This window comes from Capnocytophaga sp. oral taxon 864 (assembly GCF_002998835.1).
Taxonomy (GTDB): Bacteria; Bacteroidota; Bacteroidia; order Flavobacteriales; family Flavobacteriaceae; genus Capnocytophaga; species Capnocytophaga ochracea.
In genome coordinates, this window is sequence record NZ_CP027232.1 from 1622729 (window position 1) to 1636696 (window position 13968).

At 40.7% G+C, this 13968-nt stretch carries 11 protein-coding genes and 1 pseudogene; 6 read left to right on the forward strand and 6 right to left on the reverse strand.

Features of this window, described 5'->3' with window-relative positions:
* The first annotated feature begins 5 nt into the window (after positions 1-5).
* From C3V44_RS07165 to C3V44_RS07185, 6 genes and pseudogenes are all read left to right on the forward strand, one after another.
* Positions 6-1499 carry a RagB/SusD family nutrient uptake outer membrane protein gene (locus C3V44_RS07165; RefSeq protein ID WP_106096006.1) on the forward strand — a complete coding sequence of 498 codons (1494 nt, stop codon included), beginning with the start codon at positions 6-8 and terminating at the stop codon, positions 1497-1499.
* A 24-nt stretch (positions 1500-1523) separates the two neighbouring features.
* Positions 1524-2365, forward strand: a pseudogene (locus C3V44_RS07170) (putative zinc-binding metallopeptidase).
* 11 nt (positions 2366-2376) lie between these two features.
* Positions 2377-3708: a DUF4302 domain-containing protein gene (locus C3V44_RS07175; RefSeq protein WP_106096007.1), complete on the forward strand. Its 1332-nt coding sequence runs from the start codon at positions 2377-2379 to the stop codon at positions 3706-3708.
* Positions 3709-3789: 81 nt separating this feature from the next.
* On the forward strand, positions 3790-3921 hold the full coding sequence (locus tag C3V44_RS12500) for a hypothetical protein (protein ID WP_016478471.1): 132 nt from the start codon (positions 3790-3792) through the stop codon (positions 3919-3921).
* Positions 3922-3933: 12 nt separating this feature from the next.
* A complete protein-coding gene (locus C3V44_RS07180) occupies positions 3934-5262 on the forward strand; it encodes a DUF4302 domain-containing protein (protein WP_106096008.1) in 1329 nt (442 codons plus the stop codon).
* 81 nt (positions 5263-5343) lie between these two features.
* Positions 5344-5958 carry a hypothetical protein gene (locus tag C3V44_RS07185; RefSeq protein WP_106096009.1) on the forward strand — a complete coding sequence of 205 codons (615 nt, stop codon included), beginning with the start codon at positions 5344-5346 and terminating at the stop codon, positions 5956-5958.
* 582 nt (positions 5959-6540) lie between these two features.
* On the opposite strand, the gene C3V44_RS07190 is transcribed toward C3V44_RS07185, so the two are convergent.
* From C3V44_RS07190 to C3V44_RS07220, 6 genes are all read right to left on the reverse strand, one after another.
* Positions 6541-6972, reverse strand: a complete 432-nt coding sequence (locus C3V44_RS07190) for a hypothetical protein (protein WP_106096010.1) — start codon at positions 6970-6972, stop codon at positions 6541-6543.
* A gap of 56 nt (positions 6973-7028) precedes the next feature.
* Positions 7029-8492 (reverse strand): NAD(P)H-hydrate dehydratase, encoded by a 1464-nt coding sequence (locus C3V44_RS07195; RefSeq protein WP_106096011.1) that lies wholly within the window; start codon positions 8490-8492, stop codon positions 7029-7031.
* Positions 8493-8584: 92 nt separating this feature from the next.
* The gene (locus C3V44_RS07200; protein ID WP_016478466.1) at positions 8585-9577 is read right to left on the reverse strand and encodes a hypothetical protein; all 993 of its coding nucleotides are present in this window, start codon (positions 9575-9577) and stop codon (positions 8585-8587) included.
* 264 nt (positions 9578-9841) lie between these two features.
* Positions 9842-11308: a pyruvate kinase gene (gene pyk, locus C3V44_RS07205; RefSeq protein WP_009419067.1), complete on the reverse strand. Its 1467-nt coding sequence runs from the start codon at positions 11306-11308 to the stop codon at positions 9842-9844.
* Positions 11302-11769 carry an IPExxxVDY family protein gene (locus C3V44_RS07210; RefSeq protein ID WP_106096012.1) on the reverse strand — a complete coding sequence of 156 codons (468 nt, stop codon included), beginning with the start codon at positions 11767-11769 and terminating at the stop codon, positions 11302-11304. Before C3V44_RS07210 ends, pyk begins: the two co-directional genes overlap by 7 nt.
* 788 nt (positions 11770-12557) lie before the next feature.
* A complete protein-coding gene (locus C3V44_RS07220) occupies positions 12558-13961 on the reverse strand; it encodes a peptide MFS transporter (RefSeq protein ID WP_002674838.1) in 1404 nt (467 codons plus the stop codon).
* Between the last annotated feature and the right edge of the window lie 7 nt (positions 13962-13968).

The window sequence follows — 13968 nt, forward strand, 5'->3', positions numbered from 1 at the left end:
TAGCAATGAAAAAGAATATATATACACCCATAATAGCCCTTATTTTAGGCTTATCACTTACCGCTTGCGATAAATTCTTAGATGAAGTACCCGATGCGCGTACTGAACTCGACTCGCCCGAAAAAGTACAAGAGCTCTTGGCAACAGCCTACCCCAATGCTTTGTATGCAGATTTCTGTGAAACAATGAGCGATAATGCTGGCGACAAAGTGAACCTCACCGAGTCCTCCATTTTCAACACTCAAATGTACTCTTGGGAGACTAACAACGAATATAGCTCTTGGGATACACCACCTCATTATTTCTATGCTGCTTATGCAGCAGTTGCTAATGCCAACTATGCCTTGGAAGCAGTAGAAAAACTCGGAGGAGGTAGTGAGCTCAACTATCTCAAAGGCGAAGCACTCGTAGCCCGTGCTTATGCACACTTTATGTTGGGGCTCTTCTGGTGCAAGCCCTACAACCCCGCTACTGCCACTTCCGATTTAGGGTTGCCCTATGCTACCAAAGCCGAAAGAAAAGTTTTTGAGATATACAAACGCATCCCTTTAAAGAATTATTACGATGCGATTGAAAAAGACTTGACAGAAGGCATATCTCTTATTGATAATAGCAAGTATACTAAACCTAAATTCCACTTTACCAAAGAAGCGGCTCACGCTTTTGCCTCACGCTTCTATTTGATAAAAGGTGATTGGGATAAGGTAATAGCACACGCCAATGAAGCTCTTGGTAGTGCCCCTGCTAATAAGCTACGTGATGTGAAAGGACAACGCACACGCACTTATGCACAACAACAACTCTTGTACGCTAGCTCCGATGAACCCACTAATGCTCTGATTGTAGGTGCTTCTTCAAAATATGAAAGAAATTTTGCTTTCAACAAGTACGGTTTGACTTTGCAGAAATCTGAAGAAGTATTAGGTGACAACAAACACCCTCTAAATGCCTTCCGTGCTACTTGGGCTTTTGCTATCTTTGGACGTGATGACTATCGCAATATCCCTAAATATCAAGAGTATTTCAAATACACCAATGTATCAGCAGGTAATGGTTACGTCTATGATATGGCAGTGCTCATCTCTTACGACGAGGTATTCTTAAACCGTTTGGAAGCCTACCTAATGAAAGGCGAAAAAGCGAAGTTCCTCACTGATTTGGTAGTCTTCCTAAAAAAGAAAACTATGCAAGACATCCCCGATTCCTTTGTGTTAAGTGAAGAGGATATGAATACCATTTATCAAAACAAAGGTACTGAGTTCGACCCCGCCTATACGCTTTCTACCCAACAACGCGAATGGTTACAAGCGGTAGCCGATGTGAGAAGAGCTACCTTTGTGTTTGAAGGTTTGCGCTGGATAGACAACAAACGCCTCGGAATGAAAGTCGTGCACGTGAAAAGGGGGCAAACAATGGAACTTCTTAAAAACGACCCTCGTCGTGAGTTGCAAATTCCTGAAGATGCTGTTTCTAATGGTATCACTGTAAACCCAAGATAATTGCTAATTTTAATAGTTAATCATATGAAAAAAATAAGTATAATCGCAGTGTTGGCTTTATCGTTAGCTGCCTGCAACAACAAAGAATCACTAAACTCTGAGAGCGTGTTAAAACCCAGAGTTACAGCTAAGACTCCTTTGGATACCTATATATACAACAACTTCCAAAAGCCTTACAATATTATAGTAACCTATAACTATATCGATGCTGATTTCGAAATGGGTAAATACTTCTACCCCCCTACTGAAGCCAAAGTGCAACCGATGCTTGAAATCGTAAAAAAGTATGGATTGATGCCTATTCCGAGGTAGCAGGACCTAACTTCATAAAAGAAGTAGCACCGCGCCAAATCTCCCTTATTGGAGGATACAACGTGAACCCCAGCGGTACCATTACTCTTGGTTTTGCCGATAGTGGTATGAAAATTACCCTTTTCAATGTCGACCAGCTCGACACCCACAATCACAGTGGTACACGCCAGTATTTTCATACCATCCAGCACGAGTATTGCCACATCATCAACCAGAAGAAACCTTATTCTTCTGAATATGGTAAGATTACCCCTTCTGGCTATACCGCCAACTGGTATAACGTGCGAGAAGCCGATGCTAACGCCGCTGGTTTTATCACCCCATATTCTATGTTGAATGACATTGAAGACTTTGCCGAGATGACTTCTGGGATGCTCAGTATGAGTAAAACCGCTTGGGATGCCAAAATAAACGCTATCAGTAGCGCGACTGGAAAAGAAGCTATTCGCAAGAAGGAAGCTTTTGTAGTAGCCTACTTCAAAAGCGAATGGGGTATCGACATCTATCAACTACAAGCTAAAGTAGAAGAACAAATGCTATCAGTATTAAAATAAAAAGTAGAACAATGAAAAAATTAATATACCTATTTGTAGGGGCTCTTACAATTTTTGCCTGCCAAAAGAACGAACCCGATGACCTTTTTGGCAAAAGCCCCTCTAAGCGCTTCGAAGAAAATCAAAGCGAACTCCGCAACACCCTTACTTCCGCCTCTCAAGGCTGGAAACTTACCTACTTTACCAAAGAAGGCACGTTTGGAGGCTACCATTTCTTGATGAAGTTTACTCCTGAAGGTCTTGTAACAATGGTATCTGATTTCAATAGTAGTACAATCTCTCCTACCACCAGCAAGTACGAATTGCAACAAGGACAAGGAGTGAAACTCACTTTCACTACCAAAACCTATATCCACGAGCTATCTGATGCGATGCAAGGAAAACGAGGAGCAGGTTATGCAGGTGAATATCAGTTCCTGTATTACGGTAAAGAAGGCGATAAACTCAAATTCAAAACCCAGCGCAAATCTACCGAACAATTTGTGTACTTTGAGCCCGCTACTGCCCAAGATTGGACAGACATTAGCACTCTTTCAAGCAACCTCAATGCCTTGGCTGAGAACATTTCTAATTATTATATGGAAGTAACTACTAATGGTACTACTATTCCCTATGAAATCGATATGCAAAACGGGAGTATAGGGATAGCTCCACTTTCTAATGCCAATGATTTCTCACAAGTCTCAGTAGTGGCCACCAAAATAGGAGTAGCCTTTAAACCTGCCCTTACTATTCAAGGCAAAAACTTTACCGAGCTTATACGTGATGATGGTACCACCCCTCCTACCTATAAAGCTACCGTTGATGGCGTAACGGTAAAGGTGTACTATTCATTAGTACCTCCTGATGAATTTGTTACAGATGATTACCTAGTTATTCCTTCAAGATTAAATGCTTTTGTAATACTTCCTTCTACCTTAAAATCTCTTATGTCACGAGATTTTTATGATAATATCTTAAAAATCGATGGCGTTAAAGATTTTGAAATCTTTAGGATGGACTTTGGTAATGATGGAACTTGCACAATCCAAATAGCGTATAAATTTGATAAAAATAATAATTCATGGCTTTACCTTACCTGTAATTATGAATTAAGAAACAAACGCTTGTATTTAAAAAATCCAGGAGCCCTAAAAAAAACAAACGCTACTGTTTGGGAGAAAACTGAAAATGCAACTATTTTTGCAAAAGCTACAAATGCCATAACAAAAACAATACAAATAGCTGCAGAAGGATTTTATGTAGCAAATACAGGACGTACTTATTCAGGATACCCAATATACTCCTTACAAAGTCGTAATAATCCTACTTATATCGCTCCTTATCTCGTCTATAAAAGATAATTTAACAACTTTGCCAAAGTTTCTTGCCCGTGCGGCTCGCACCTTTGGCAAAGTTATTTAATCTCTAAAACTCTAACCTAAATGTACAAATTTATCCTTATAGTAGCTGTACTCCTGCTCATTACCCATATTTTCTATGAGCCTTCAGTAATAGCTATTACTGCCCTATTACTGCTTATTGTGCTATCTATTTGGAAAATAAAACATCCATAAAATAAACACCTTATGAAAAAGTTTACCCTACTCTTGATCGCTATGAGCCTCTCGTTCTGCTCTAAGAACGATGATAACACTCCTGAGCCCGACCCTATTGCTCCAATACAAAACCCTGCCCTGATGAAAGAACTTACTGCTTCTTCCGAAGGATGGAAACTTACTTATATCTCTGCTGACGACTCTTTTGGAGGCTATCAGTTCCTGATGAAGTTCGACACTCAAGGAAAAGTATCTATGCTCTCCGACCTCTGTGGCACTACTACCCCCACTATCAGTAGCTATAGCACCCAAGAAGAGGCACGTGGTTTGGTGCTCAGTTTTATAGGGCAGAATCAAATCCATCTGTTAGCCGATGCCTTACAAGGGGAAATAGGCTATGCCCATACGGGGAAGGTATATCAGTTTTTGTACACAGGTAAAGATGGTAACAAACTCAAATTCCAGAATCTACTTGTAAAAGGCAATTCTTTTATTTACTTTGAGCCTGCCACCTCTGCCGACTGGACACGCACCCCTGCTTTGTACAGAAATATCACTCCGATTACGGAAAATGCAACTCATTATTATCTAAAAGTAAGCACCGCTACGGGCACTCCTACTACTTACCCTATTCAGTTTACCAATAGAGTGTTGGCGCTGAAAGATACCCAAAGTAAAGTAGCTGTTTTAGCAACTGAAAAAGGCGTTGCTTTCAATCGCACTTTCACTTTAGGAGGACAACCTTTTACCGAGTTGGAACGCGTTGCAGGTAGTATGCCTCCGGTGTATAAGGCAACAGTAAATGGGGTTACTGCCGAACTTTTCTATTCCTCAGTACCTCCTAATTTCTTTGACAACGACGATTATAAAGATGTCAATACCACCATTGAAGGGTTTGCTCTTATAAGCCAAGCTTTCAAAAATAATGAATATATGAGTGAAGCCTTCTATGAAGATGTCTTAAAAGTCAATGCCTCTACCGACCTCTTTATGCTTAGAATAATGTTTGATGGCACTGATGATTGTAATATACAAATAGGACATCGATTCCCTGATGGTGGATTCTCTATACTACAAATCAGTTGTAAATACGAACTTAAAAACAAACGTTTATACTTAAAAGACAGTGATAAAAATTTGAGTACTAGCGATGCTAAAGCTTGGAGCGATGAGAAAAACAAGGCTATCTTAGAGCAAGCTAAACGTGCGTTAGGTGCCATCTACGACCTTGGTACACAGGGCTTCTATATCAAAAAATTAAATATAAAAGTTCAACCTCAAGAAGATAACCCCGTATACCTATTGCAAAGCTACGAATTCCCTTTATATGCTTTCCCTATTTGGGGAATACCTAAATAAGGGGTTAGTTATTGGACGGAGTCTGATTGGTCTGACAATTCTGACTTTCAATCCTTGAAAGCTTAAAAAACTAAATATAAAATGAAAAAGTTATTATTATCCCTGTTATTATGCGCTACTGTTAGCGCTTTTAGCCAAGAAAAAGGAACCGTTAAAGATAGTATTCCGTATGCGAAATGGTCTTGTGAATTCGATGCAGGATTAGGGCTTGCTGAAATGGTGAGCAGTGATTTCCAAATGAGAGGTGATTTGCTACGCCTGCAAATGCGAGTGCTCTACTCTCCTGAAAAAAACTTCCGCTTTGAAATGGGGTTTGGAGTCAGCGAGTTTTCACAAGGAAGTTTTCAGCAAAGTGAAAGTAACTACGCAATGCTCAGAGTCTCTACCCTTGATGTGCCCTTGAGATTAGCTGTGGTTACTCCTGTGAGCCCTAATATTGGTATTGTTACAGGTGCCGGACTTCATCTCAGCGCTCCTTTGTGGCGACAATTCAAAACTCAGGATGTGAACAACAAAGGTTGGATAGGAGGTACTGTCAATCTCGGTTATCATCTTTTTGGAGGAATAGATTTATACGCTTCCGATCATAGCAAATTAGCAATTTTTGGCGAAATAGGAGGCTCTTTTTGGAACAAAGGTAACTACATCACTCGTTACCACGCTGTCATCAATTTTAGTTATATTTATACGCTTTAAAATAGCGTAAGTACAGGTACAAGGTCGCAGGTGCGAGCCACACCGGCCATTAATTAGCAGATTAGTAGATTGAGAAATTAGCAAATGGATAGTGATAAAAAAGGTTTTTTGATGGGTATGACTTGTTGGACAAATAGGACTGGTTAGGGTTTTTCGGAAGGAAACGGAGAAGAACGGAAGAGAGAAATCAGGTAAAAGGTAAAAGATAAGAGGTAAATTGAGTGCACTTAGCTTATAGAGAGCTTATAGGAAGCTTATACGAATCTTGGACGATTGGTATAGAAAGGGTATATAAGTACTTGATTCATACTGTAGTACAAGAAGGTTAAAAATGGTAAAAATAAGGTTTCGAGGCGAAAATAAGAGAAAGGACAGACGACTTACTGAAGGTCTCGGAGAGACTCTGAGAAACTTGGAGGGGCGAGCTATAGGGTCGTAAAGAGGGGAGTATAGCGATATAAAAGAGGAAATAGTATTTGGTTATATCCGACTGATATTAATCAAAAAGAGAGGGGAGACAGTTTATGTAAACTGTCTCCCCTATTGTTATATAAAATAATAGCGATGGGATTTTTCTATGGTTTAAAATACTTCTCTAAACTCTACTTCTTTATCGGTTTTGTTTACGATGAGTATTTCAGAAGACTGGGCTGTATGACCTAAATCTTTACCTTCATCTATAGTATATTTTACCAAAATACCACCTGTAAGTGTGGTTTCTAAGGCTTTTACCACTATTTTTACTTCCTTATTGCTGGCAGGAGCCACGATAGCTAAAACGCTCTGTTTGCTGAAATCAATAGTGGTAGGGCGCGCTGTGATAGTAGTAGCACCTCCAAAGATACGGTCAAAATCAGCTTGTGAGTCGATTTTTAAAGTTTCTACTTTTGTATTTTGGAAAGTATTATTCACAAAATAGTTCTCAGCAGGAGTGTAACTTACAGCGTTTTTACTGTTGCCGCAACTTGTGAGAAACGTTGTTATTACTGCCATACTTAGGATAAGTCTTTTCATTATTTGTGAGTTTTTAATGATAAACCGCTAACATATGGGCAAAAACCGTGCCAAGGTTATAAAAGGTCACGTGCAATAAGGCGTTCCATACCCATTTTTTTTGCTGCACGGTCACCTTGTAAACCGTGTAAAAAGACACCTAAGCAAGCAGCTTCTACCGCACTATAACCCTGAGCCAGTAAGCCCGTAAGCATTCCAGTAAGCACATCGCCACTGCCCGCGGTTGCCATTCCTGCATTTCCAGTGGAATTTATCCAATACTTTTCTCCATCGGTTATCATCGTATAGGCACCTTTGATGAGAAGTATTACTTTGTGCTCTTTGGCAAAGGCTTTGGCTTTGGTGAGCTTGTGCAGGTCGTCGTCCCACTTACCTATAAGACGCTCTAATTCCTTAGGGTGTGGTGTGAGAATTGCATTTTTTGGAAGGTTTTTTAATTGTTCAGGGTGTTGAGCGAGAATATTCAGCGCATCGGCATCTATTACAAAAGGAGTGTTAGGATATTGTTGAAAAAGATCAAAGAGTGCTGAGGCGGTTTCGGGATGCGTACCCCAACCGATACCCACGCCTATGGCAGAGGGTGTAAAAGGAATCTCTGCTGTCTTATAGTGTTTTTCTTCCTCACAGGTGAGTACCATCGCCTCGGGCAGAGCAGTTTGCAGTATGTTATAACCACATTGGGGAATAGCAACGGTAAGCAGACCTGCTCCTGCGCGCAATACGGCTGTCCCGCTAAGCACTACTGCCCCTATTTTACCATAGCTCCCACCTACAAGCAACGCGTGCCCATAAGTACCCTTGTGCGAAAATTTAGCACGTCGTCGTTGTAATTGCTGTATATCGGATTCGAGATAGTAGAAATCCGGGTGAAGAGTCTTTAAAAAATGCTCGTCTAAACCTATGTTGAGCACTTCCCACTTACGGATATAGCAACCTGTGGAAGGAAGGAAGAAAGGCAATTTCGGGGCTTGAAAAGTGAGCACTTGGTGAGGGTGTACCCAAACCTCCTCGGGAGACGGAATGCGTTCGGTAGGCAGACCCGAGGGCATATCTACACTTAATATATAGCTGTTAGAGTTATTTAAATTCCAAAATATTTGTTGTATCCATTTAGGAGCTGGACGATTGAGTCCAATGCCAAAAACAGCATCTATCACTATCTTACCAAACGTAATATTACTTACTTGCTCGGCTCGTATTTCGGCAATCGCAATTCCTTGTGTTTCTAAGAGTTCTTTATTCTGCTGGCAATCTGGCGATAGGTGTTCGCTAAAGCAAAGCAGATAAGTATTCACTTGCCAACCATCAGCTATGAGCATACGCGCCAAAGCGAGACCATCTCCTCCGTTGTTTCCCGTACCTGCCAATACGGTAACAGTTCGCTCTTTGGGGAGGTGTTCTTTTATCCACTCAAAGAGTTTGGTTGCGGCGCGCTCCATCAGTTGCCACGAGGTGATACCTTCAGCAGAGATAGTATGCGCATCAGCTTCGCGCATTTGTTGTGTGTTTAGAATTTTCATTTCTCCAAAGTAAAAAGATGTTAGCTAATCAAAACATTTGCTCATCTACTAATCTGCTAATTTCTAAATTAAATTGTGTGCGTAACTCGCTTTTAATTCTTATCAGGTTTGTAAAGTGATTGCTTAAAGAGCTCATCGGGTTTCATTGCCAAAATTTTCAACATAGATTCCTCTTTGTGATTTTTAGCATAGGCTTGTACTATGCGTAACCCTATAAATCTACCTATTTGTCCTGGTGATTCGTTGTCTAATTCTAAGTAAAACTTGGAGAAGGGAGCTGGATACAAAAAGCGGGTGAGCAGTTTCTTATCTGTTTGATATAGCAATTCTTTTTCTATAAAATAACGCCATATCTCAGCTTCGTTTGCCTCAGCCCAAGCGTACTTCTTTGCGTCATACCGCAAAAGGTCAGCGGGTGTTTTTTTGGGTAATAACTCACTTTCTAAATAGAGCTTCTTGCCCTCGTAAATCATATTGTCCAAGAAAGTGAGATGTATGCCACGAGGTACGAGTTTATCGGCAAAAGCATCAGCTACATCTATCACAAGGTTTTTCTTGTCTAAATCAGCCCTGATATACTTATCCATATCTTGGTAGTATTTGTGTTGAGTTCCTAAGTAATTATCTGTACCGATAAGTAAGAGACTATCGGCATAAATCACTCGGGTTTCATAAGCTACCCTACTGATGAGCATCACAACCTTAGGTGGCTCAAACTTGGGGAAATAGTACTTAATATGCTGAAACAAGTTCTTAATCTCTTTCTTTTCAGCAGAAAGTGTACCTACACTCTTTTCAATTTCTCCGTACAAATCGGCATAATGTAGATTCGCAAAAGCAGGAATATCAGGGAAGATAGAACCCTTTCGTATCTCACACCACTCTTCGGGAGTAACGCTCTGAGTGAAAAAATAAGGATACTGTGCACTTAACTCACCCATTTTTGCGTCGGGAGTTTTCATAAAGAGCGAATCAAGACGTATCCAATCAAAGTCCATCGGAATCGCTGCTATTTCTTTCTCTTTTTTGTCACTACAAGCCATTGCTAATAGCAGACTTGTAAAAATGAATATTTTCTTTATCATAGTATTTGTTATTAGTCGTTAGTTTTAGCTCTTAGATTATTATCCAAATCGGCTAATTATCACACTCCAAAAAACTGCATATCTGTTCTTCTTTGGGTGCAAAGATAAAGCAAATTTATCAATTTAACAATTAGTTGTCAGCCTTCAGCTTCGTATAACCAGTCCGGCTCGCCCAAGTAATCGCCTATCGTACTGCAACCAATAATAAGAAAAGTCGTTCAGCACCTTGCCAAACGACCTTTCTCAAATATTAACCCTCTAAAATTATTTCTTCTTTTTCTTCTCAAAATTCACCGCACACGAGTCGATTTCCGATACGCGCAAAGTGTTTACCATTCCCTTGCCTTGCATTGGCATCGACACGAGACTTATCATTATATCACCCATATCCACGTAGCCTTTTTCGTTGGCAATGTGGTTAATGTCTTCAATAAGCTCATCTGTAGAAACAAAGCGGTCGTAGTAGAAAGTAGTTACCCCCCACAAGAGGTTCAACTGGGTGAGGATACGCTTGTTGGCAGTAAAGATGAGAATGTGCGAATTAGGTCGGTACGACGAAATGCGGAAAGCAGCATACCCACTGTTTGTAAGCGAAGTAATCACTTTGGCATTGGTATCGTTCGCCATCTTGGCTGCGTGAAAACAGATAGTGTTAGTTACATAGCGCAACGAACGGATAAAAGGTGTAACAAGTGGTACTTGTATCAAATTCGAATCCTCTACACTTTTGATAATGCGAGTCATTTGTTGGATTACCTGTACAGGATATTTTCCTACCGAAGTTTCGCCTGAAAGCATCACCGCATCAGCACCGTCCATTACCGAGTTTCCTACGTCATTTACTTCAGCACGGGTAGGTGTCAAGCTGGAAATCATACTTTCCATCATTTGGGTAGCGATGATTACCGGAATGTGGTGTGATTTAGCTTTGCGCACCAATTCTTTTTGGATAAGAGGCACTTCTTCAGCAGGGATTTCTACTCCAAGGTCACCACGAGCAACCATAATCCCATTACAAGCTGCCATAATCTTATCAATATTCACCAAGGCTTCTGGCTTTTCTATCTTGGCAATGATAGGAATTTCGTGACCTGCATTCTCTTTGATGAGGTCTTTTAAATCCTGAATGTCTTCAGGGTGACGCACAAACGATAGCGCAAACCAGTCTACGTCTTGTGTGATAGCAAAAAGGGCATCACGTACGTCTTTTTCGGTAAGCGCAGGGAGTGATATTTTGGTGTTAGGCAAGTTCACGCCCTTTTTAGATTTCAGCGGACCGCCTTGCACTACTACCGCTACTACCTCGTCTTCACGGTTGGTGGATTCTACTTCAAAGATGAGCTTCCCATCGTCTAATAAGATGCGCTCTCCTGGGTTCACGTCCATTGGGAAAGCTTTGTAGTTCATATATACGCGCTCTTTAGTTCCTACGAAGGGCTCTCCGGTAACGAAAGTAACTCGGTCACCTGGGTATACCGTAGCGTCGTCTTCCATTACCCCCACTCGCAACTTAGGACCTTGTAGGTCAGCGAGGATAGCGGTATGAAAACCGTTTTCTTCGTTGATTTGGCGAATCATTTGCACGCGGTTGCGCACATCGTCGTAATCGGCGTGCGAGAAGTTGATGCGGAATACATTTACCCCTGCAACCATCATATCCCTTATCACCTCAGGACTCTCGGTCGCTGGACCTAAGGTCGCTACAATCTTTGTTTTCTTTGTATTTAACATTCTTGAAAAATCAATTTATATTTTTTATCTAGGGTATCAATTGCTATTTCTCGTGCGGTAGTGGCAGGCACTTCACGAAGCCGATTTAAAATTTTCGGTATATCCAGCCGCCCTTCAGTATCTATCTTCAAAAAGTAATCCACCTTCTTTTCGTTCTCAACCAAATATTGCACCTGTGGCAGTTCTTCAAAAAGGGTAACCACAGCGGTAGGAGCTTGTGTGTCTTGCAGTTTGTTAGCTATACAATGCCAAATAATATCCGCAGAGGTGTCCTCCCACGTATAATAAGAAAACTGTCCTCCCGAAGGCATCGTCAAACAAGCCTTTCCTTTTGTCTTAGCCAACTGCAAATGTAGCGTTTTATTTAAGAAATACGCTAGCTGATAGTCTTCCAAATGGGTGTGAAGAGCGATAAGTTTATAATCGCAAAAAAACTCTGTCGATAGCTTCAGTTTTGCCATAACCACTCATTTCGGGTGCAAAGATACAAAACAATTCACAATTAGCAATTAACCATTGATAAATTTAACACGATAGCTTCTTCTACTATCAAAACCGCACTCCAAAGCTAAACCCTATCCCTCTATACTCCATCATCTCAGGAGCGTTAGGCTCAACTCTCCTTGATAAAACGATATGCTTTGCTTCTCAGATACTATAAGCTCGTAGCTTCTTCTTTTATTTCGGTGCAAAAATACAAAAATAACATACAATACCAAAAAACAATTTTTAAGATACATCTCTCTAATCTTTGTTTTATTTTCGTTTTTCTTCTCGTTTATCACCTCCTAACCCTTCTCCTTTAACTATTCACTACCAACTACTTATATACCCTTTCTATACCAATCGTCCAAGATTCGTATAAGCTTCCTATAAGCTCTCTATAAGCTACCCCTACCCTCCTTACAGCCTTTTTTCATCAAAAACCCTCCCTATCTTCTTCCGTTCTTTTCCGATATCTTCCGAATACTCTTAACAGACCCAACACATCGCTTTTTTATCTCAAACTTTGCCAAAGTTTGAAACTTTGGCAAAGTTGAATAAACTGACAATCTTCATTTTCTCATTTTCTAATTTGCTAATTTGCTAATTTTTCCCCGCCTATATGGCTCACTCCACCCGTCGTGCTATAACTCTCTACTTAACAAATCCAAGAATATATATAACAAAAAAGCTGTCCTAAAATAGGACAGCCTTTATTATATAACTTGTACGGTTTGTATGCGCTTGTGTGGCTCACACGCTCGCACTATTTTACTCCGTGCATCATCGCTTGAAGTTTCTTGTTAAGGAGTATCATTCCTAAACCGCAGAGGATTACAAATCCTGAAACCGCAGCAAATACTACGCTTGCCCCAAGTTTCTCTACGTAAGAAGCAATCACTCCTCCTGCTGCATTGGCGAAGAAAGCAGCCATCATCCAAACACCCATCATAAGTCCTGCTAAACGCGGAGGTGAAAGTTTTGTAACCGTAGAAAGTCCTACGGGTGATAAGCACAACTCACCAATGGTATGAGTAAGGTAAGTAAGCACCAACCAAGCCAAGCTCGCTTTCACTGCTATATCTTTAGGGTCTACCCCTATGGAGCCACCGCGCTCGTAAACAGCACCAAGCATAAAGAAGAACCCTACCCCTAAGAGTATCATTCCCATTCCCATTTTAAACGGAGTAGTGAGACGTTGTCCCATTTTAGTACCCCAAAACGATGCAAATACCGGTGCTAATAATACAATAAACAATGGGTTTACTGATTGGAACCAAGCAGTAGGAATTTCAAAGCCCATCACCGTCCTGTTGATATAGTTATCGGTATAAAGGGTAAGCGAAGAGCCCGCTTGCTCAAATCCTGCAAAAAAGAAGATTGCAAAGAAGAAATAGATAAAGATAACAGCAATACGCTCTTTTTCTTCTTTGGTAAGTGGTTTTTGCACTTCGGCTTCCGAAAGTTCTTCTACTTTTTTCTTACCACCTTTTGGTTGCAATCCAAGGTCGCCTAAGTATTTCTGTGCAAAGAAAACAAATATCAACTCTCCTATAAGCATACCGATAGCAGCTGCCAAGAATCCATATCTATAACCGTAAGAAAGAATTATTTCTTTTCCTTGTGCATCTACACCGTGAGTAGCAAAGATGTTATCAGTAAGGAATCCAGTAATGAGTGGTGCTAAGAAAGCCCCTAAGTTAATACCCATATAGAAAATCGAGAAAGCCGAGTCTAGACGTTTATCACCTGATTCATAGAGTCCTCCTACCAAGGCTGAAATGTTCGGTTTGAAGAACCCGTTACCTATAATTAGCAAAAAGAGCCCTAAATATAAGCCAAAGTGAGTGTTTATAGAGAACAACGCAAACTCACCGAAGAACATTATGAGTCCCCCTAACAATACTGCCCTGCGTTGTCCTAAAAAGTTATCGGCTATCCAACCACCAATCAGTGGAGTGAAATAGGTAAGCCCTGTGGCAAAGCCATAGATAAGACTCGCTGTAGCTTTATCGAAAGCCAAACCGCCTTCAAGCCACGTCTTGGTGAGGTATAACATCAAAATACCACGCATTCCATAGTAACTGAAACGCTCCCACATACCTGTTAGGAACACCAAATAAAGCCCCTTAGGGTGCTTCTTTTTCGCATTTTCTACGTTTGTATCCATTTATTTA

What these genes read in the sequence shown, in the direction of transcription:
- C3V44_RS07165 (WP_106096006.1), top strand. Translation starts at nt 6, where the DNA reads ATGAAAAAGAATATATATACACCCATAATAGCCCTTATTTTAGGCTTA.
- C3V44_RS07175 (WP_106096007.1), top strand. Translation starts at nt 2,377, where the DNA reads ATGAAAAAATTAATATACCTATTTGTAGGGGCTCTTACAATTTTTGCC.
- C3V44_RS12500 (WP_016478471.1), top strand. Translation starts at nt 3,790, where the DNA reads ATGTACAAATTTATCCTTATAGTAGCTGTACTCCTGCTCATTACCCAT.
- C3V44_RS07180 (WP_106096008.1), top strand. Translation starts at nt 3,934, where the DNA reads ATGAAAAAGTTTACCCTACTCTTGATCGCTATGAGCCTCTCGTTCTGC.
- C3V44_RS07185 (WP_106096009.1), top strand. Translation starts at nt 5,344, where the DNA reads ATGAAAAAGTTATTATTATCCCTGTTATTATGCGCTACTGTTAGCGCT.
- C3V44_RS07190 (WP_106096010.1), bottom strand. Translation starts at nt 6,972, where the DNA reads ATGAAAAGACTTATCCTAAGTATGGCAGTAATAACAACGTTTCTCACA.
- C3V44_RS07195 (WP_106096011.1), bottom strand. Translation starts at nt 8,492, where the DNA reads ATGAAAATTCTAAACACACAACAAATGCGCGAAGCTGATGCGCATACT.
- C3V44_RS07200 (WP_016478466.1), bottom strand. Translation starts at nt 9,577, where the DNA reads ATGATAAAGAAAATATTCATTTTTACAAGTCTGCTATTAGCAATGGCT.
- pyk (WP_009419067.1), bottom strand. Translation starts at nt 11,308, where the DNA reads ATGTTAAATACAAAGAAAACAAAGATTGTAGCGACCTTAGGTCCAGCG.
- C3V44_RS07210 (WP_106096012.1), bottom strand. Translation starts at nt 11,769, where the DNA reads ATGGCAAAACTGAAGCTATCGACAGAGTTTTTTTGCGATTATAAACTT.
- C3V44_RS07220 (WP_002674838.1), bottom strand. Translation starts at nt 13,961, where the DNA reads ATGGATACAAACGTAGAAAATGCGAAAAAGAAGCACCCTAAGGGGCTT.